Source organism: Paenibacillus sp. M-152, assembly GCF_003856555.1.
Classification (GTDB): Bacteria; Bacillota; Bacilli; order Paenibacillales; family Paenibacillaceae; genus Paenibacillus; species Paenibacillus polymyxa_C.
This window is the reverse complement of the sequence record NZ_CP034141.1, coordinates 4,332,409-4,351,444: the sequence shown is the minus strand read 5'-3', so window position 1 is coordinate 4,351,444 and position 19,036 is coordinate 4,332,409. Positions and strand designations below refer to the sequence as shown.

General features: G+C 45.9%; 16 protein-coding genes. 9 read left to right on the top strand and 7 right to left on the bottom strand.

All coding sequences use genetic code 11. The features are described 5' to 3' along the window. Positions 1-303: 303 nt before the first annotated feature. Positions 304-1,932 carry a cellulase family glycosylhydrolase gene (locus EGM68_RS18940; protein ID WP_129549811.1) on the top strand — a complete coding sequence of 543 codons (1,629 nt, stop codon included), beginning with the start codon at positions 304-306 and terminating at the stop codon, positions 1,930-1,932. A 325-nt stretch (positions 1,933-2,257) separates the two neighbouring features. On the opposite strand, the gene EGM68_RS18935 is transcribed toward EGM68_RS18940, so the two are convergent. Further along, a complete protein-coding gene (locus EGM68_RS18935) occupies positions 2,258-3,262 on the bottom strand; it encodes an LLM class flavin-dependent oxidoreductase (RefSeq protein ID WP_013372535.1) in 1,005 nt (334 codons plus the stop codon). A 152-nt stretch (positions 3,263-3,414) separates the two neighbouring features. On the opposite strand from EGM68_RS18935, the gene EGM68_RS18930 reads away from it, so the two are divergent. Then, positions 3,415-3,738 (top strand): DUF3817 domain-containing protein, encoded by a 324-nt coding sequence (locus EGM68_RS18930; protein ID WP_016324638.1) that lies wholly within the window; start codon positions 3,415-3,417, stop codon positions 3,736-3,738. 143 nt (positions 3,739-3,881) lie between these two features. On the opposite strand, the gene EGM68_RS18925 is transcribed toward EGM68_RS18930, so the two are convergent. Together EGM68_RS18925 and EGM68_RS26225 are read right to left on the bottom strand one after the other, a co-directional pair. Further along, positions 3,882-4,838, bottom strand: coding sequence for an acetylxylan esterase (locus tag EGM68_RS18925; RefSeq protein WP_129549810.1), 957 nt, complete (start codon positions 4,836-4,838; stop codon positions 3,882-3,884). Positions 4,839-4,874: 36 nt separating this feature from the next. Further along, a complete protein-coding gene (locus tag EGM68_RS26225; protein ID WP_209446902.1) occupies positions 4,875-5,138 on the bottom strand; it encodes a YkgJ family cysteine cluster protein in 264 nt (87 codons plus the stop codon). Between the two features lie 297 nt (positions 5,139-5,435). On the opposite strand from EGM68_RS26225, the gene EGM68_RS18915 reads away from it, so the two are divergent. Beyond that, positions 5,436-5,693 (top strand): GlsB/YeaQ/YmgE family stress response membrane protein, encoded by a 258-nt coding sequence (locus EGM68_RS18915; RefSeq protein WP_013372531.1) that lies wholly within the window; start codon positions 5,436-5,438, stop codon positions 5,691-5,693. A gap of 125 nt (positions 5,694-5,818) precedes the next feature. Here EGM68_RS18915 and EGM68_RS18910 read toward each other — a convergent pair whose 3' ends face one another. After that, entirely contained in the window at positions 5,819-7,111 is a 1,293-nt protein-coding gene (locus tag EGM68_RS18910; protein ID WP_129549809.1) for an MFS transporter, read from the bottom strand. A gap of 279 nt (positions 7,112-7,390) precedes the next feature. Here EGM68_RS18910 and EGM68_RS18905 point away from each other — a divergent pair, with 279 nt between their 5' ends. The 3 genes from EGM68_RS18905 to EGM68_RS18895 are packed head-to-tail and all read left to right on the top strand — an operon-like array spanning position 7,391 to position 9,695. Next, complete coding sequence (locus tag EGM68_RS18905) at positions 7,391-8,242, top strand: amino acid ABC transporter substrate-binding protein (protein ID WP_025676011.1); 852 nt, start codon at positions 7,391-7,393, stop codon at positions 8,240-8,242. Positions 8,243-8,259: 17 nt separating this feature from the next. Continuing rightward, on the top strand, positions 8,260-8,928 hold the full coding sequence (locus EGM68_RS18900; protein WP_013372527.1) for an amino acid ABC transporter permease: 669 nt from the start codon (positions 8,260-8,262) through the stop codon (positions 8,926-8,928). 14 nt (positions 8,929-8,942) lie between these two features. Beyond that, positions 8,943-9,695, top strand: coding sequence for an amino acid ABC transporter ATP-binding protein (locus EGM68_RS18895; RefSeq protein WP_090738544.1), 753 nt, complete (start codon positions 8,943-8,945; stop codon positions 9,693-9,695). Positions 9,696-9,781: 86 nt separating this feature from the next. Here the strand turns inward: EGM68_RS18895 and EGM68_RS18890 are convergent, their stop codons facing one another. From EGM68_RS18890 to EGM68_RS18880, 3 genes are all read right to left on the bottom strand, one after another. Further along, the gene (locus tag EGM68_RS18890) at positions 9,782-10,939 is read right to left on the bottom strand and encodes an MFS transporter (protein WP_129549808.1); all 1,158 of its coding nucleotides are present in this window, start codon (positions 10,937-10,939) and stop codon (positions 9,782-9,784) included. Positions 10,940-11,199: 260 nt separating this feature from the next. Continuing rightward, on the bottom strand, positions 11,200-12,483 hold the full coding sequence (locus EGM68_RS18885; RefSeq protein ID WP_013372524.1) for an AAA family ATPase: 1,284 nt from the start codon (positions 12,481-12,483) through the stop codon (positions 11,200-11,202). Next, positions 12,483-13,940 (bottom strand): RtcB family protein, encoded by a 1,458-nt coding sequence (locus EGM68_RS18880; protein ID WP_025676007.1) that lies wholly within the window; start codon positions 13,938-13,940, stop codon positions 12,483-12,485. Before EGM68_RS18880 ends, EGM68_RS18885 begins: the two co-directional genes overlap by 1 nt. A gap of 541 nt (positions 13,941-14,481) precedes the next feature. On the opposite strand from EGM68_RS18880, the gene EGM68_RS18875 reads away from it, so the two are divergent. The 3 genes from EGM68_RS18875 to EGM68_RS18865 all read left to right on the top strand — a co-directional run bounded on the left by EGM68_RS18875 (position 14,482) and on the right by EGM68_RS18865 (position 18,760). Next, complete coding sequence (locus tag EGM68_RS18875; RefSeq protein WP_007431533.1) at positions 14,482-14,811, top strand: ArsR/SmtB family transcription factor; 330 nt, start codon at positions 14,482-14,484, stop codon at positions 14,809-14,811. A gap of 28 nt (positions 14,812-14,839) precedes the next feature. Next, positions 14,840-16,621 carry a SulP family inorganic anion transporter gene (locus tag EGM68_RS18870; RefSeq protein WP_129549807.1) on the top strand — a complete coding sequence of 594 codons (1,782 nt, stop codon included), beginning with the start codon at positions 14,840-14,842 and terminating at the stop codon, positions 16,619-16,621. A 513-nt stretch (positions 16,622-17,134) separates the two neighbouring features. Then, positions 17,135-18,760 (top strand): S8 family serine peptidase, encoded by a 1,626-nt coding sequence (locus tag EGM68_RS18865; protein ID WP_129549806.1) that lies wholly within the window; start codon positions 17,135-17,137, stop codon positions 18,758-18,760. Positions 18,761-19,036 lie beyond the last annotated feature (276 nt).

Here is a 19,036-nt window from a genome sequence, read left to right as displayed (position 1 = left end):
AGGCATCGGGAAGCAGTCTTTTTTTAGGTTAAACTTAATAAGTAAATGAGACTTTTGTCCCTTCAGTACTCTATAGTAGCCAACTAAGGGGTACATATCTCAAAACCGTGACTTCTTATTCATTTTCTGGGATAAAGTCGAAATGTAAAATGAAACTAACTATAATAGTAGTAGCATCCATATACAGGTAAGTGACATCGAATGTTGGACCTGATCCTTTTATTGTATAAAAGAGGGGGCGAAAAGCGGAGAACAACGTACTGATAAGTCTTATCTACTTTATTAAAAGGAAGGAATGTGTAAATGATGAACGGGCAATGGGTCCTGCCAAGGATCGCAAAAAGAGTAGCAGTAATGTTAACAGCAGTGTTGCTATTGACGTTAACGAATGGCTTCAACTGGAATGCGCCGACAGCAGAGGCGGCCGGGACGACCCCTGTGGAACGTTACGGACAACTTTCAGTAAAGAACGGTAAACTGGTGGATAAAAATGGACAACCTGTACAGCTCAAGGGCATTAGTTCTCATGGCGTTCAGTGGTTTGGGGATCTGGTGAATCAGGACACTATGAAATGGTTACGGGACGATTGGGGCATTTCCGTGTTTCGAGTTGCGTTGTACACTGAAGAAAATGGTTATATTGCCAACCCTTCATTGAAAAATAAAGTGAAGGAAGCAATTGAGGCAGCACAGAAACTGGGCCTGTACGTCATTATTGACTGGCACATTCTCTCAGATGGCGATCCGAACACTCATAAAAATGAAGCCAAAGCTTTCTTTAATGAATTTTCCACTAAGTACGGTCATTTGCCTAACGTAATCTATGAACTTGCTAATGAGCCGAATGGGAATGTAAACTGGAACAATCAAATCCGACCTTATGCATCTGAGGTATCTCAGGTTATTCGAGCTAAAGACCCGGATAATATTATTATTGTAGGAACAGGTACTTGGAGTCAGGATGTACATGATGCAGCAGACCATCCGCTTCCAGATAAAAATACAATGTATACCGTGCATTTCTATGCAGGTACACATGGACAATCTTTACGTGATCGGATTGATTATGCCCTGAACAAAGGTGTAGGCATTTTTGCTACCGAGTGGGGTACAAGTGACGCTTCGGGTAACGGTGGTCCGTTCCTGAATGAATCCAAAGTATGGACTGATTTTATGGCCAGTCGCAAAATCAGTTGGGCCAATTGGTCGCTTTCCGACAAAAATGAGACCTCTGCTGCCCTGTTGCCTGGTGCTGACCGCAAGGGTGGATGGCCTGATTCACAATTAACGGCTTCCGGCAAATTTGTAAAACAGGCGATTCTGGAAGGCTCCAGCAATCATGGTGGAGGAAGCAACGGCGGGAATAGCGGCGGAGATGGCAACAATGGCGGTAGTAACGATGGTGGAAACAATGGTGGAGACAATGGTGGAAACAACGGTGGCGATCACAGTGGAAGTGCACCAGGCGGTGATAATGAAGGGATAGTGCTTCAATATCGCACCGATGACACGAACGCCAAGGATAATGCGATCCGACCACAATTCAATATCAAAAATACGGGTAAAACAGCAGTGAAGTTAAGTGATCTGAAAATTCGCTACTATTACACAGATGAGAGCAAACAAGCTCAGCAGTTTTTTGTAGACTGGGCCAGAATTGGTAATGAAAAGGTAAAAGCAACTTTTGTAACTTTGCCAAATCCGAAGTCCAAGGCTGATAAATATGTGGAGATTTCCTTCACAGATGGAGCGGGAACGATTCAGCCCGGCGGCGAAACCGGAGAAATTCAATCTCGTATTCACGCAGCGAATTGGAGCAATTTTGATGAGACTAACGATTACTCCTATGGAGCAACCCAAACAGCATTTGCAGACTGGGACCACGGCACCGTATATCAGCAAGGTAAGCTGGTATGGGGCATAGAGCCCTAGAATTTAACCATTACAAACTTAGTTGGGAACGAGTAAAAAGATGGGACTTTTGGTTGCACTCTTTTGAAGATATGAAGTATAGCGTATGAGCCTTTGGTATATGGATGATGGAACTTTAGAAGTAAACAACTCATACTTTCGTTCCGTTGGATATACTACCAAAGTACCATGCAACATTCAACTTTTGTGGTGTCTACACTACTTCTATAGTACAGATGGGTTGGTTCAAATGAACCGATCCTCTACAACAAACCCCCGCTGTTGCCATTATAGGCAGGCGGGGGTTTTAAAGTTTCTAAAAATTAGCCTCAGTTCAACCGTCTGTTTATACTAAATTAAAAGCTTTGGCCAGCAGTCGGTAGGACTGAACACGTTTATCAAAGTCATGAATCGATGAAACGACCAGTAACTCATCGGTGCGATACTGCTCAGCCAGTCTCAGCAGCTGTTCCTTGCACTGTTCAGGAGTGCCAACAACACGCCATGCTGCGGACTGACGTAGCCGCTCACGATCAAATTCTGTATAGGGATAGGACATGGCTGTTTTCACCGATGGAAGAGAATTCATTTCTTTACCCTGCATGAGTAAAAGGAAATACAAACTAGCACTGGACGCCAGCTGCTCAGCTTCCTCTTCAGTTTCAGCGCAGGCTACCGTAACTGCCGCCATAGAGCGGGGCTTATCTCCTAAAATCGAAGGCATGAATTGCTCGTGGTAACGCGCGGTAGCTTCTACGCCGCCCGGAGTACCGAAAAATTGGGCAAAGGCATAGGAGGCACCCATCATCGCAGCCAATCTGGCGCTCTCCCCACTGGAGCCAAGCAACCATAATTCAGGAACGGTCGATATCATCGGGGAGGCGTGAAGACCAGCAAACCGGTGATTGTCAGGCACCGAATCATGGAAATAGTCGATTAAATCTAGAATCTGCTGTGGATATTGTTCGACAGCTTGGTATTTCCCTTCCTGCAAAGCGCGAGTAGCCAGCGGCAAGCCGCCTGGAGCACGCCCAATCCCCAAGTCAATGCGTCCTGGGTGGAGCGCCTCCAGCAGGCGGAAGTTTTCAGCTACTTTATATGCGCTGTAGTGTGGTAGCATAATACCGCCTGAACCCACACGAATACGCGATGTATGAGCGGCCAAATGGGCAATCAATACCTCGGGACTGGAGTGTGCTAGTGTTTTGGACGCATGATGCTCGGATACCCAATAGCGGCTGTACCCCAGTTGATCAGCTTCACGCGCTAAATCTGTTGTATTAGACAATGCATCTTGAGCGGAACCGCCTTCAGGAATATGAGACTGGTCCAGTATACCCAGTTTAAGCATTTGTAATCACCTCTTACACAACTGTATCAAACACAACTCATTTGGTCAAAATTAAAAAATGGATAGGTTGGAGTTTGGGGATCTTTTCGTTATAATAAAAGATGCAAAAGGGATGAGAGAACATTCCTGCTCATGGAGAGGGGATTGAATTTGTGTTAAGAACACCTTTGGGGCGTGTCCGGCTCATGCTCTGGATTCAAGCTATAGCGTATTTGGCGATACTATTCACCCACCAGCCGCTGCAAGCTGCGGGCATGACCCAGGCGGTTATGGTGATTGGTAACATATACCGGGTGAGCTTTCTGTTGCTCCTCGTTGCTCTGATCTATGGAAAAACCGCATTGCATTGGTCTATACGGCGGCCTCTTTTCATTATGTTTGCATCCTTCATTCCGTTTGGTCTGATGATTATGGATTTTGTTTGGGTGCGAAAATGGACAGGGGATTCGGCAGCAGAACAGCGAACTGCATCGTAAACTTTGCAGAGATGCTTTGCTGTGAAGTGTCGAGGAGCTTGTCAGTGTAAGCAGGACTGGCTCCGATGCAGTTGAAAGAACATTACGCAGATAGATGCGTGGTGTTCTTTTTTTATGCACCAGAACCAGAGGAAATCGTTAACTCAATCTAATGCTAAGGTTTGAACTAAAAATTCAGCCGTCTTGCGTCTATGGAAACCTTCTACCCAATGTCCGGTGAACGGATAAACTTCAATTGTTTTTGGTGATTCAATGCGGTTATAAGCAGCAAAAATCGTCTCTGGCATGCACACCGTATCCTTCAACCCTACAGATACCATGACCGGGATACGAATGCGATGAGCTAGATTCATCACGTCAAAATAACTCAATGTATGTAGTACCTGCTCCAAATGCTCGGGGAAGCGGTTTGCGAATTCGGCAGCTTCTGTCAGTGAACTGGTAGAATTCATCATGCCAAAATCCATATGACACATATTAGGAATATCCGCTACTATAGTAGCAGCTTTATCGCTGAGCGCACCCACCATTAATGCAAGTCCACCACCCTGGCTGGCGCCACTGATTGCGATTTTATCTGCATCGACATCGGACTGCTCCGCCGCCCAATCTACGGCTCTAAGGGCATCAGTTGTAATCGTTTTGTAGTAGCAGGTATCCTTGTCCAATATTCCTTTCGTAACCCAGCCTTTAACGGTTCCGTGTGGATCATTTCGACGATCTCCCGTTTCTCCTCCCTGACCACGAACATCTACCGCCAATACAGCAAAACCAAGCATTAGCCAAGATGAATAATCTTCAGGATAGCCCTTTCCGCCTGTGTAGCCATGAAACAGAACGATGCATGGCAGTTTTTGATCCCCAGCATATCGGGGGCGTACATACCAGGCATGCAGAGGCGTATCATCGACCCCCTCAAAAGTGACCCGATAGGCCATCATATGAGGATACGGTGTTTCTACGGGCGTTTTGAATGCATGTACAGGTTTGGCGTAAACTTCTCTCAGTGTTTTGTCCCAAAATAAATCCATATCTTTGGGGGTGGTAAGATCGGGACCGTACTGCTTCAATTCGGCAATTCTTTTTTCAATAACATTCATAATCAAAAATTCTCCTTCATATCGAATGAGTTCGCCTTAAGTTTTACTTGGTAAAGTGGACTTCTCCAGCTCTCTCAGCAGCTCAAATGCTCTTTCATTAGTGTCTCCGCATGTATCCTTATCCGCATGAAAGCCACTGCATACGGCAGGACGCTCGGGTTTTCCAAATAATTGGCAACGGTAATCAGGCGTGAGCTGAGGGCATGGAACACCAGCAGGTTTTCCGTCTGGCATGCCGGGAATAGGGGAAGAAATCGTAATGGCAATGCAACATGCAGCACATCCTACTCGACACTCCAGTGGGGGTCACTCCTTAATAATTTGTTATTTTTGTAACTTATGCATGAAGTGACTTCAGTGAAGCCATAATGTGAGGATGGCACAAAAAAAGCAGGAATACAAGGATAAACGAATAGGAGACACACTTTTCACACAAAGAGCATAAATAATCTGGGAGGCACGTAGGATGATATCAAGCCCCCAAATCAGCGTTCCATTGTGTGGTAATATTAACCAATTGGTCTCTGTGTGTTCAAAAGGAGTTCGAGTGGTTAATAATAGAACACAACGATAAAAACTTAAACGAGGTGACGCAAAATGAGTTGGTTATGGGCATTGATTGTTGGCGGTATTATTGGTTGGTTGGCAGGAATTATCGCAGGTCGTGATGTTCCGGGTGGCGTGATTGGTAACATCATCGCTGGTTTTATCGGTGGATGGTTGGGTAGCTTGATTCTGGGAGACTGGGGTCCTGAAATCGGATCGTTCTACATCGTTCCTGCATTAATTGGTGCGATTGTGCTAGTCGTGATTGTGAGCTTGATCTTCCGTTCCGTTGGACGGAGCAGAGGTTAACTTTACGAATTATTGAATAGACTCGTCCTATGAGACGCGAGTCAAAATGGAAAAAAGCTGCTTCCGCAAGGTTCACAAATGAACCGGTGGGAGCAGCTTTTTTTGAGAAAAGGTTACATATTCCCCTATTGAAACCGTCTGATATGAGGAACAATTAGCACGCCCAGCACGATACACATGCCGATGGTTGCAAACATACCAATGGTGAGGATGCCACCAAGCTTGTCCGCCACGGCACCTACGGCCAGATAGCCGACAGGAAGCAGTGCAAAGGAAAACATCAAATCCAGACTGGCTACACGTCCAAAGGATTCAGCGGGGACTAATTCCTGCAGGCTTGTCTCCCAGATAATTGAAAAAATCATAATGCCAAATCCTTCGAGCATCATGCTCATAATCAATCCTGGCATCCAGGTGACTATAGACAACAGTAGTAAGGCAAGACCGCTGACAAAAGCTCCTAAGTAAGCGAGCAGACCGCGGTGTTTCCAATGCTTGCGTGATCCATACACAAAGGCTCCCAGCATGGCACCAATGCCACTACTTGCCATTGCAATGCCGTATACGACTGGATTATAGCCATGATGAACCTTGAACAGCCACGGGATGAGCACAGCGATAATACCTGAATAACAGATATTAATGAAAGAAAAGGCGAGAATCGTAATCCATAGCCAAGGATGGCTTTTGAGAATAGCAAAGCCTGCTATAAAATCCTTGAGAAAATGTTGTCCACCCTGATCTTCCTGTTCTGAATCGGCCTGACGTTTACCGATGATGGAGGCCAAATGAGCACTTAGCATCCAAAAACAGGCAAAGGATACCAGATAAGCGATAGAATCCAGTCCAAAGCCGACACCCGGGGAGGAAAAGGATACAATAAAGCCTCCTAGCGGAGGACCGAGTAGACGAACGGCTTGTATACTGATTTGACTTAGTGCATTGGCAGCATTGCGGATGTCCGGTGTGAACACTTGTGCACGTAAGGCCGAATAAGCCGGATTAAAGATACCATCCATCAATCCGTACAACGCAAGGCCAACGAATAGGAACGGCAACTTCATCCCGTCCGTAAACATCAACACCGATGCAACGAACATCAGACCAAAGCGGGCGACATTCGTGAACAGAAGAAGGCGAATTCGGTCAATTCTGTCCACGATCATTCCTGCGAAAGGAAGAATAAGTACGTTTGGCAGCATATAAACCGTCATCGCCAATCCCATGATGGTGGTCGAGCCTGTCAGAGAATAGATAACCAGTGGCAAAATGACTGTCGTAACAGAACTTCCTAACATAGCGATCCAATGTCCAAGCCACAAGAGGGTGAACGCTTTGGATTGCTTTAAAGGTGAAGTAAAGGTAGCCCAGGCTGAGTGCCTTCCTTCGGGAGATAAAGCTGAATTTTGGGGATCCATGATCACACTCCGGTAAATATTTCTAATCTGCATATTAAAACCTATTATACGAAATCTCTTATGTAATGGTACACAAAAAGTTGCTTCGAGGGGAGTGAAAATGAATAGCCTGCCTATGATTGAGTCAACCTAGAATAGCCTTAGATGATAAAAAAATATAACTTACCTTTTGGATAGGAATTATTGGATAAAAGCATTGACGCGCGAAAATGAATGATGTACTATTCAATGACTAGCCTGCGCTAGGTGATCAAGAAAAAGGGAAAGAGTGTGGATAACATGAGAAAATTTAGTTTTTTGCCGATTGTATTCATCGTGATGGCATTGCTGGTTTCGGCTTGCGGCAACAATGATAAAGGCGCGGGCACGAATAATGCATCTACTGGAGAGAACGGTTCTAATAATGGAAAAGCAGATACAACGGCTGCAGCTACTCTTGAATCTGTCAAAGCCAGTGGCAAGCTGAGAATCGGTACGGAAGGTACCTATGCTCCGTTTACTTACCATGATGCTGCTGGCAAACTGACAGGCTTTGACGTCGATATTGCAACTGAAGTAAGTAAGCGCCTGGGTGTGCAACCGGAATTTATCGAGACGCAATGGGACGGAATATTTGCAGGCTTGAACTCCAAGCGGTTTGACGCAGTATTCAATGAAGTGTCTATTACAGATGAGCGCAAGCAAAAATATGATTTCTCCGATCCGTACATTGTCTCTAAGGCAGTTCTGATCGTGAGTGAAGATAATACGGACATCCAGAAATTTGCGGATCTAAAAGGTAAAAAGGCAGGGCAATCCCTGACTAGCAACCTGACTCAAATCGCAAAAAGCAACGGTGCGGAAATTGTAGCAACCGAAGGATTCAACCAAGCTATTGATCTCCTCACTTCCAAACGGGTAGATGCGACCGTCAACGACGGATTGTCTTATCTGGATCTGAAAAAGCAAAAGCCTGATGCTCCGATCAAAAAGGTGGACGAATCTGCGGATGCTTCACACAGTGCAGCTGTATTTAATAAAGGCAGCGAAGATTTGATCAAGGCAGTCAACAAAGCGTTGGCTGATATGAAGGCTGACGGTACGTATCTGAAAATTTCTGAAAAATATTTTGGAGCCGATGTGTCCAAATAATAAAGGATGTCTGTACAATGGATGATCGCCAAATACAAATTATTATGGATTCATTATTACCTCTGCTAAAAGCAGGGGTTTCTTTTACGATTCCGCTCACCCTGATCTCATTTGCTCTGGGACTCCTACTGGCGCTGATCACTGCACTCGCCCGGTTGTCCAAATGGAGAATACTCAAGCTGATTTTCGGCTTTTATGTATGGGTGATTCGAGGAACTCCTTTGCTGGTGCAATTGTATATTATTTTCTATGGTTTACCTTCGGTGGGTATTACACTGGACCCATTTATTGCTTCAGTGATCGGCTTTACGCTCAGCGTGGGGGCCTATAGCTCTGAAATTATGCGTGCGGCTATTATTTCCATTCAGGAGGGTCAATGGGAGGCAGGATACTCCTTGGGGATGACACGCTGGCAAGTGTTGCGGCGGATCGTGCTCCCCCAAGCTTCCCGTGTGTCGGTGCCTCCGCTTGCCAATTCATTCATCAGCTTGGTAAAGGATACCTCACTGGCTGCCACTATCACCTATGTGGAAATGTTCAGAACGGCTAATCAGATTGTAGCTACCACATACGAACCGTTATTAGTGTATACCGAGGCTGGGGTTATTTACCTGCTGTTTAGTACGATATTGACTGTGCTGCAAAATTATTTGGAAAAGCGTCTGAGCCGTTTTTCCGTTAGATAAAGGAGATTGTACCGGTGATCCAAATTCGGAATATACACAAGTCGTTCGGCTCGCTGGAAGTGCTTAAGGGGATTGACGTGACGTTGGATAAGGGGAAAGTGCTTGTAATTATCGGTCCTTCCGGTTCTGGTAAAACAACACTTTTACGCTGCTTGAATTTGCTGGAGGTTCCTGACCAGGGAGAAATTCAGGTAGGTGATATTGCCCTGAATTTTGCGAAAGGGACGAAGCTTCGGCAAGAAAACATTTTGGCGCTGCGTAAGCGGACAGGGATGGTATTTCAATCCTACAACCTTTTCCCCCATATGACCGCTGTGCAAAATGTGATGGAGGGGCAAGTCACGGTTCAGAAAAAAAGGAAGGACGAAGCGCGCAAACATGCATTGGAGCTGCTTAAGAAGGTGGGATTGGCTGATAAGGCGGAATCCTATCCACATCAATTGTCGGGAGGACAGCAGCAACGGGTCGGTATTGCCCGGGCAATGGCGGTCGAACCTGAGGTGCTTTTGTTTGACGAGCCGACCTCTGCTCTTGATCCCGAGTTGGTAGGTGAGGTGCTCAAGGTCATGAAGCAGTTGGCTGCCGAAGGGATGACGATGGTTATTGTCACCCATGAAATGAAGTTCGCGGCAGAGGTTGCTGACCATGTAATCTTAATGGATCAGGGCGTAATCATTGAGCAGGGTACGCCATATCAGGTGCTAGAGCAGCCAACCAGCCCACGGGCCATCCAGTTTTTGAACCGACTGAGTGGGGAAACGGAATAAACTGAACAGACAGGCAGCTACAGCTGGGCATTTGAAAAATAAAGCCTCGCACCCGTAGCTGCCTTTTGCTCATCAGTTGTCCTCTTTTATTTCATTTTTAATGTAATCAAAAAGGTAATCAACAGAATACAACAGCCAGTTAGGAATGGAGCGAACATATTCGCATCAAATAAAAATCCCGCTAGAGTAGGGCCTAAAATATTCCCGACACTCATATAGGCATTATTCATACCAGCTACATATCCTTGCTCATTGCCTGCCATCTTCGACAGTTGTGTATTAAGAGCTGGGCGAAGCATAGCTGTGGCAAAGAAAATAAGGGAAGTCACAAGAAAGATACTCCAAAAATCTTTGGCGAAGAGAAATAAAATATAAGCAGCAGAGGTGAAGAGAAGCGAACCTTTGATCAACCTTTTTTCACCAAACTGCTGGATCATTTTAGCAACAACTAATGCCTGCATACCGACGCCGATCACAGCACCTGCAGTTAGAAGGATTGAAATATTTTGTGGTGAAAATTGGAGGCGATTCGTTACATATAAACCAAGAACGGATTCAAAATTAGCGAGTCCAAAAGTCATTACCAGGACAATGATAAAGAACATCGCATATTTTGATTTCAATGACCTTGCATACTGTTTGAAAATAGACTCTCTTTGATGATTAATTCTTGCTCGTGCTGCCTTCATTTGTTCTTTTGATAAACTTTCAGGTAAACAAACGATTGAAAAAATAACTGCAATCATAGCCGCACCTGTTGCTGTATACAGCGGCACTCTCGTCCCATATCTTGCAAGAAGGCCACCAAGTCCTGGACCAATGACAAATCCAAATGACATCGCTGCCGCTAGCAGACTATTTCCTTTGCCACGTTCTTCGGTTGTTGTAATATCAGCTACATATGCCATCATGGGCGGAATAATCAGGGCTGCTGCAACTCCTTCCAGGAGTCTTGAGGTATACAGCATCCACAGCTTATCTCCAATAGCAAAGATCAATTTAGCTACAGCAAAAACAACAACACCTGCGACGATAAAAACTTTTCTCCCATATCGATCAGACAGCTGCCCGGTCATGGGCGAGAGCAGGAATTGCGTTATGCCATAGGCTGCCACCAATAAACCGATGGCCCGCCCACTGGCACCAAATTCAATGATCAGTTCCGGCAGAATAGGGGTGATCAAACCAACGCCGACCATCACAATGAATATATTGATCATGAGAATTGCGAGTATTCTTTTCATACAAAAAAACCTCCTTATCCATTGGTTTCTGGATAGGAGGCAGACATACGAACAAGAAGATACACTGCTCCCGTCAAAGAAGCAATGCTCTTATCGTTAATACCCAAAAGCCTACACTAATCCTATCCAGAAAATTCGTAAGATTACGTATTTTTCTTTGGAAATAGGATTAGTAGATCATTGGCTTAAGGTCACCCTTTCGGTACTTTATTGTTTATCAATGTAACATAAATTTCATAATGAGGCAATAAAAGGATGAATCAGAAGAAGCCGACTCGTCCTTCGGATACATTTTTTAACCAGTCCTGCTTGCGGCTTTTATCAAGCTCGCCTCGCATGCCTTTAATAATCAGCTCAATATCGGCTTTTCCTTGCTCATGCCATTCTAGAGCCGTACTGACATACAGTTCTCCGAGCTGAGCCAGGGAGAAGCCATCTGTCATCGCTGCGGCCTTCTGTGTACCTGTCTCACCTGCAAAAACAAGGAAGTTACGCAGCTTGAGATACGCGAGTCGCAGCGCTTCGTCAGGCAAACTGATTTCATAAGCCCGGTCGAAGCGGCCCGCCCGGTTCATCAGACCTGGGTCGATTTTTTCTGGATAATTGGTCGTTCCGATCAGGAAGATGCCCTCCTTGGATGTAGCGCCGTCGAGCGTATTCAGGAAAAAGGAACGCACCTCCTGAGGCATGGAATCGATGTCTTCAATGACCAGCACCATCGGCGCCAGGCGAGTAGCTGCCTCGAACACCTCTTTGACCGATTCACTGGTTGTATATTCTGTAATTTGCCAGTAAGCGGCCGGACCTGGCACGCTATTGGCAATAGATTTCACTAGGGTTGTTTTACCGTTGCCTGGATGGCCGTATAGCAGAATCCCACGCTTGTAAGGAATGTTATAAGTCTGATAGAAGGTGCGATCTGCTTCAAAAAATTGATCAAGTGATCGGAAGATATCCCGCTTGATTTCCGCTTTCAAAATCACGTCATCCCGCGTAATTGCGCGGGTTATCGGTTCTGCTTGCCGGGAGAGTCCACGGCTTGTATCGGTAAAGACGGTGACACGCTTCATATTTTGCTTGCGTTCACGACCGCGTACTCCTGCGAGGAAGCTTTGCAGCTCCTGGTCGCCTATGGCAAACACATAATCTTCATTATATACGCCATTATCACGGAAAAAGGGAACTCGTGCCAGTGCAATCCCCCATTTGGGATAGGCAAATACATTGTTACGCATCGACAGATGCACACCGTATTCAGGAGTTGGCCCGTCATCGTCATACTGGATGGTGCGTTCCTCCAAACGATCGAACACCCGTGCCACATGCTCCAGCTCAGGGCTGCCTGAACGGATATCCTCCTCCAGCAAATCCCAATACTCAATATTGGGATCATCACTGGCGTACAGCTCGTATTTTACGCCATAGCGGTTATAGAGTGCTTCACTAATACCGTCGATCAGACGGGCATAAGCAGCATAACCGGTAATGCGTCCATCTGTACGTTCGTCAAATTCATAAATAGCTGGGGTGTCTATACTCAACATTATTTTGCTCCTTTCAGGGCGGCCAGCGGTCTACATTTGGCTACAACGGCTGCAAGTCCTGCCCCGGTAACACTTTCAATAATATCATCTACATTTTTGTAGGCTTGTGGAGATTCGTCGATAATACTTTCCAGAGATGCCTGGTTGACCACAATTTCGTCGTCTGTCCCTACACCCAGAGCGCCTGCAAAATCGTCCACACTCACGAGCCGTTTGGTTGCAGATCGCGAGCGAATACGGCCCGCTCCATGACAGATGGAGTGAAAGTTATCCTGACCGCCTGGTAAACCTACCATAATATAAGAGGCAGTCCCCATAGAACCGGGGATCAGGGCCGGATGCCCTGTCGACTGATAAGGTCGCGGATTGTCGGGGTGTCCTGCTGGAAGAGCGCGCGTCGCACCTTTACGATGTACAAACACGCTGCCGTGATCCGGATGGGATTCCTCCCAAGCATAATTGTGCATCAGATCGTACAGAGTACGCAACTCGCACTTTGTACCAAAGACATCGCGGAAGGCTTCTCGCACGGAGTATGCAATCAGATGTCGGTTCACCACAGCATAATTCAGCGCTGAGTACATCATATCCACATAATGTGCTGCCTCGGGATGATTAAGCGGTGCGAATACCAGTCTCGGATCGGAGGTGCCGAGACCGAGACGGCTCATCGCTTTTGCAATGGCAGATGAACTGGTCTGACTGACTGCTCCCCCCCAAGCACGTGATCCGGAATGAATCATCACAGCCACCTGACCGTCGAACATCCCCCAAGCTTCAGCGACTTCTCTATTTTCTTCTGCAATTTCAATCGCCTGAATTTCGACAAAATGATTGCCTCCACCCAACGTGCCAAGCTGCCGATGAGCCCGGTGCCAAGTACGGTCTTCGACGAGATTCAGCACTTCCTCGTCAAAGGAGAACTTACTGTGCTCTACATGGGTCAGTGAGGTGGATTTCTTAGGAGTGTAGCTATCCGGGATATATTTATTAGGTAAGCCATGCAGGCCTTTGCGTACAATATGCTCCAGCCGTATATCCGAATAATGTCCGCGTTGGTGAGCTTCCATCGGCAAGTATTTGTCGATCGTCTTAACCAGCTTGCGGCGCAGCTTGATTTCCTTCAAGGCATCCTTGTGCAGATTGGTCAGGTGTACGCGCATGCCACAGCCGATATCGCTACCGACGATGGAGGGAGATACATAGCCGTCTTCCATTCCCCATACCGCAGTTGTACCGATGCAGGTTCCGACGCCTACATGTACATCCGGTGTGTATCCCATATAGCGGATACCTGGAATTTGTAAATTGTTATTAGCCATCTCGAACACTTTGTAATCCAGTGAGGAAAAGAGTTGCTGCGAAGCGTACACGGTCAGATCCCCTGCCGGAAGCTTCATCAGGTGGCTGTATGGTCCTTCATGAAAAGATGAATTGGTCGTAGGTTGTATATTCATAATAAATGGGTAGTTCCCTTCTTCATGTAAATTCATAACATCGTAAAAAAGATTTGAAAAAAACAAAAAAGCCGCAGACTTGTCGTCTACGGCTTCCTGCACCGAAAGTGTCATTACATTTTATGATTAGTACATCATAAAAATATAAATAACCTGTTCTTTCAATAGCATACAAAATAAAAAAAGCCTGGCATATCACGCCGTCAGACAGCGTGATACCCCCATCATGTTGCCCGAACGGGGCCGATGAGACGAAATTTCGAATATGTGATTGTATCATGCTGACTGATTGTCATTATCGTGTAAAGCTTGGTCATGTCTGTCGGCCCCCTTTTCTTAAAGTTAATTGTTATGTTAATGGAAACCTGTGGAAGCTGTCAACCCTGAAAGATAAAAGTGTGGAAAAATGTGACTATACGCATGGTGAAGTGTGAGTAACATCATAGTTCAATTGACCCAAAGCTGTTATTGTACTGAATATTCAAATATTCAGATATTGTTGATCGTTATGAAACAATTCTGTGAGGGGGACGGCGCAGGAATGGAAGGAGATCTCCAGAAGTTTAAGGCTGACTTTTTCAAAGCATTGGCTCACCCTCTGCGCATCCGCATTTTGGAGGTGCTGAGTGAAGGGGAACGGAATGTGAACGAGCTGCAGACTGCGCTTGGTTCCGAAGGTTCTGCCGTATCGCAGCAATTGGCTGTTTTACGGGCTAAAAATTTGGTGAACAGCTTCAAGGAAGGCACAACGGTCGTGTATTCACTACGTGATCCGCTCTTAACGGAGCTGCTAGCGGTGGCGCGGCGAATTTTTGACAATCATTTAGTCGAAGCGATCTCGTTGCTGGAAGGCATACGTAACGAGAAGTAATGCTACTACAGAAAAGAAGGGTTACAGGATGAAGTGGAGAGGAAGGTTTGAAGGCTATAACGCAGGGGCTTTACGAAAGGATTTAATTTCTGGAAGCATCGTGGCGATTGTGGCTATCCCGCTCGGTATGGCGTTTGCCATTGCATCGGGGGTAAAGCCGGAATATGGTCTGTACACAACCATCATAGCGGGAATTTTGATTTCACTACTGGGTGGGTCCAAATTTCAGATCGGAGGACCTACAGGTGCGTTTATTCCGATTTTGCTGGCTATAGTCATGCAGTACGGCTATGAGAATTTACTTATAGCTGGTTTTATGGCAGGCATTATACTCATTATAATGGGTGTTCTAAGGCTGGGGGCATTGATTAAGTTTATTCCCAAGCCCGTAACCATTGGCTTCACGGCCGGGATTGCCGTGACGATCTTCAGTGGTCAGATTGCTAACTTTCTCGGCTTGCGCGGGGTAGAGCGACATGAAACCTTTCTGCCTTCGATGGCAGAGATCATCCATCGGCTTCCTTCACTCAATGTGTACAGCATCCTGACAGCTTGTATCTGTCTTGCTGGACTTATTGTGGTGCCTAAAAAATGGCCCAAGATACCTGGCTCACTGGTCGGCCTACTCTTGTCAACGCTGGTGGCAGCTTTGTTTTTTCCAGGGCAGGTGGCTACGATTGGCTCTGCTTATGGCGCAATTCCGGCATCTTTGCCTGAGCTGCATATTCCTGCAATGACGTGGGAATTAATCGTGAAGCTCTTGCCGCCAGCACTTGTTATAGCGATGCTGGGGGCTATTGAATCACTGCTTTCAGCGGTGGTAGCTGACGGGATGACGGGAGACCGCCATAACAGCAATCGCGAACTGGTTGGACAAGGGATTGCCAATTTGCTGACACCACTATTCGGCGGTATTCCTGCGACAGGTGCCATTGCCCGTACGGCCACCAATATCCGCAACAACGCGGTTTCTCCTATGTCAGGTATTGTGCATGGGGTCGTTGTACTCCTCATTCTGATGCTTTTTGCACCTTATGCATCTAATATTCCGTTAGCTAGTATGGCACCGGTGTTGATGGTAGTGGCCTGGAATATGAGTGAGCGCAAGCATTTTGCGCACATCCTCAAAACACGGACAGCAGATTCTATTGTGCTGGTCGTCACCTTTTTGCTGACGGTTTTTACGACGCTGACAACGGCTGTGGAGGTCGGCCTGATTCTGGCAGTTGTATTGTTTGTCAAACGTATGAGTAATACACTTTCAGTAGATAAGGTGCTTCCTGATCCTTCTGTAAAGCATGAAAAGGTAGGCGCACATATGGTCACAGAGCAGCATGATTGCCCGCAGGTGGCTATTTATAATGTGGAAGGCCCCCTATTTTTCGGTGCAGCTTCAGCGTTGGAAAACTCAGGTGTAGGGGGACAGACTGGTCTCCAGCAAGGGATTTTGTTGTTGCGTATGGGAAAGGTCCCTTTTATGGATATGACGGGAGAAGCTAACTTTACTGCATTAATACAAAAATACCGAAAGTCTGGTGGAACAGTGCTTGTGTCCGGACTCCAGCCTCAACCGCTGGAATTACTGCATAAAACCGGATGCTACGACATGATCGGACAAAATCATTTTTTTGAACATACAGGAGAGGCCTTAACAGCAGCTCTTGCAATGGTAAATCAGGATCGGTGCAGTGGGTGCAGACAAATGGCTTTTCGAGAATGTACGAGCCTGTGTCGTAGAACCCAGGAAACCAAATCTTCCTTTCCAGAAGGAGCCGTTTCGGTTCCCATACCTGTAAATAGCGGCAGATAGCGCTTTTCTACTTTTGCTGCTGAATGCCGAAAAACCTCTTCTATGATCCGAAACAAAATGCACGAAGAAGACCCGCATTTGTTTTGAAAATGGAAGAGGTTTTTCAATTTTTTCAAGAAAAAAAGGAATAAAATTCAAAAAAATGCTTGAATATCTGATTTTATGACACTATACTAGATTCAAAAGATACCATATGTTTCATTCTTTTGTTTTAAATTGTATTTTAATATATGCTTATCAACCTCCTCGATCACTTCTAGTATCTTACCCTACCTTTTTCTTCATTTTTTTCACTTACTTTCTTCCAGACTTGTCCACAGTTCTTAATTGAATGTCGTTCCTTGCGGTCTGCACCAAAGGTTATTCACCTTAGAATATGACCTATGGATTTCACCCCAGAATCTATTTTTTTAAAGGAGGTGAGTACCAGAGGCTATTTGTGAGCTTTTGACGCTGCTATCGGAAGGTTGTCTTTGAGAATCAAAAAAACCAAGTAAAGGGAGATGGAAAGTATTGATTAAGTCGAAAAATATCAAAAAGACGCTGTCGGTCGGTTTTACCGCTATTCTTGCTTTTTCTCTGATTTCTCCGGTGTATGGAGATTCCAGCACAACCTCCTCAGCAGGAGCATCGACGATTTCCGCCAAGGTTTCAGCCAAGCTGAACCAGCAATTCAGCACCAGCGAGTATGTCACCTATCTGGTTAAATTAAAAGATCAGGTAGATACAGAATCTGTTGCTAAACACGCATTTCAGAAGGCTTCCGCCGAGCAGATTTCCCCCGCTGCTGCTAAGCTTTCTGTACGTAAAACGGTTGTCAACTCTCTAATGGATACCGCAGAAAAAACTCAACCATCTGTGGAAGAATACTTAAAGAAGGAAGTCAATAACGGAAACGTAAAAAAATACAAGAGTTACTTTATCGTGAATGCATTTGCGGTAACCAGTACCAAAGAGGTCATGGATAATCTCGCAACCCTACCTGAGATCGACAAAATTTTACCAGATGAAAAGCGCGAGCTGCAAAAGGTAGAAATAGATAAGGATGCCCAGCCGGTAGGGGAGCAATCAACAGCAAACCAAGCAGTTGCAGATCAAACTGCTGTCGACCCGGCTGTGACGGAAGAGAATGCACAAAAATCGGTGCAAGAATCCGTATATAAAGATGCGGTAACGCCAAGTCGTGTCGAGTGGAATATTTCCAAAATCAAAGCACCGCAGGTTTGGGCCAAAGGTATTGACGGCAAAGGCATTGTCGTTGCCAATCTAGATACAGGTGTTGAATATACTCATCCAGCACTGAAAAGAAAATGGCGGGGGCTGAATGCTTCTGGTCAAGTCGTGAATCCTGAGCTGAGCTGGTATGATGCGGTTAATGGAGCATCGCTGCCCACAGATTCGAATGGACATGGTACACATACGATGGGGACAAGCGTTGGCTCAGACAGCAACGGTACGAATGAAATCGGTGTTGCTCCGGGGGCCAAGTGGATTGCCGTTCGAGTATTCAATCCGGATACCACAGACTCCATCTTGCTGGACGGTGGGCAGTGGATTCTTGCGCCTGTAGATAAAAACGGCAAAAAACACCCTGAGCTTGCACCGGATGTGGTGAATAATTCTTGGGGTGGTGGACCTGGTCTGGACGAATGGTATCGCCCAGTCACCAAGGCGTGGAGAGCGGCTCAAATCTTCCCTGAGTTCTCCGCAGGCAACACAACACTGTCGAATCCGGGCGGACCTGGGTCTGTGGCCAATCCGGCAAATCTGCCTGAAGCCTATGCCACAGGAGCCACCGATATCAATAACAAGCTGGCCAGCTTCTCGTTGCGTGGTCCTTCTCCTTATGGCGAAGTGAAGCCAGAAATCTCGGCTCCTGGCGTGAACATCCGTTCTTCTGTACCGGGCGGGGTTTATGAGGGTGGATGGAACGGTACCTCTATGGCAGGCCCGCATACTGCCGGATTAGCGGCATTGCTGCTTCAGGCTAAACCATCTTTGACCGTGGATCAATTAGAGGATGTTATTTCGAAAACAGCGACACCGCTGACAGACAGTCAGTATCGGACCTCACCCAACAATGGTTATGGATATGGTCTGATTGATGCGCTTGCTGCGGTGAACTCCGTACTTAACTAAGAATATCAGACAGGTTTAAAAAAAGATCCCCGAAAATCCCTTTGGGTGGCTCGTACAAGGATGCATGCACCTGCTAACCGTGTGTTGCACTCATGACGTAGCCGCTAAAAAGGGGTTTTCGTACATAAATGAACATAAAAGTCATAGAATTTCAAGAAAAATGCAAAAAAATGACTTGTATATCTGTTTTGGTAACTTTATACTATCCATAATATATGATTTTATATCAATTTTTAATATAAAATGTAATGATATAACATGTAATGGTATATCATG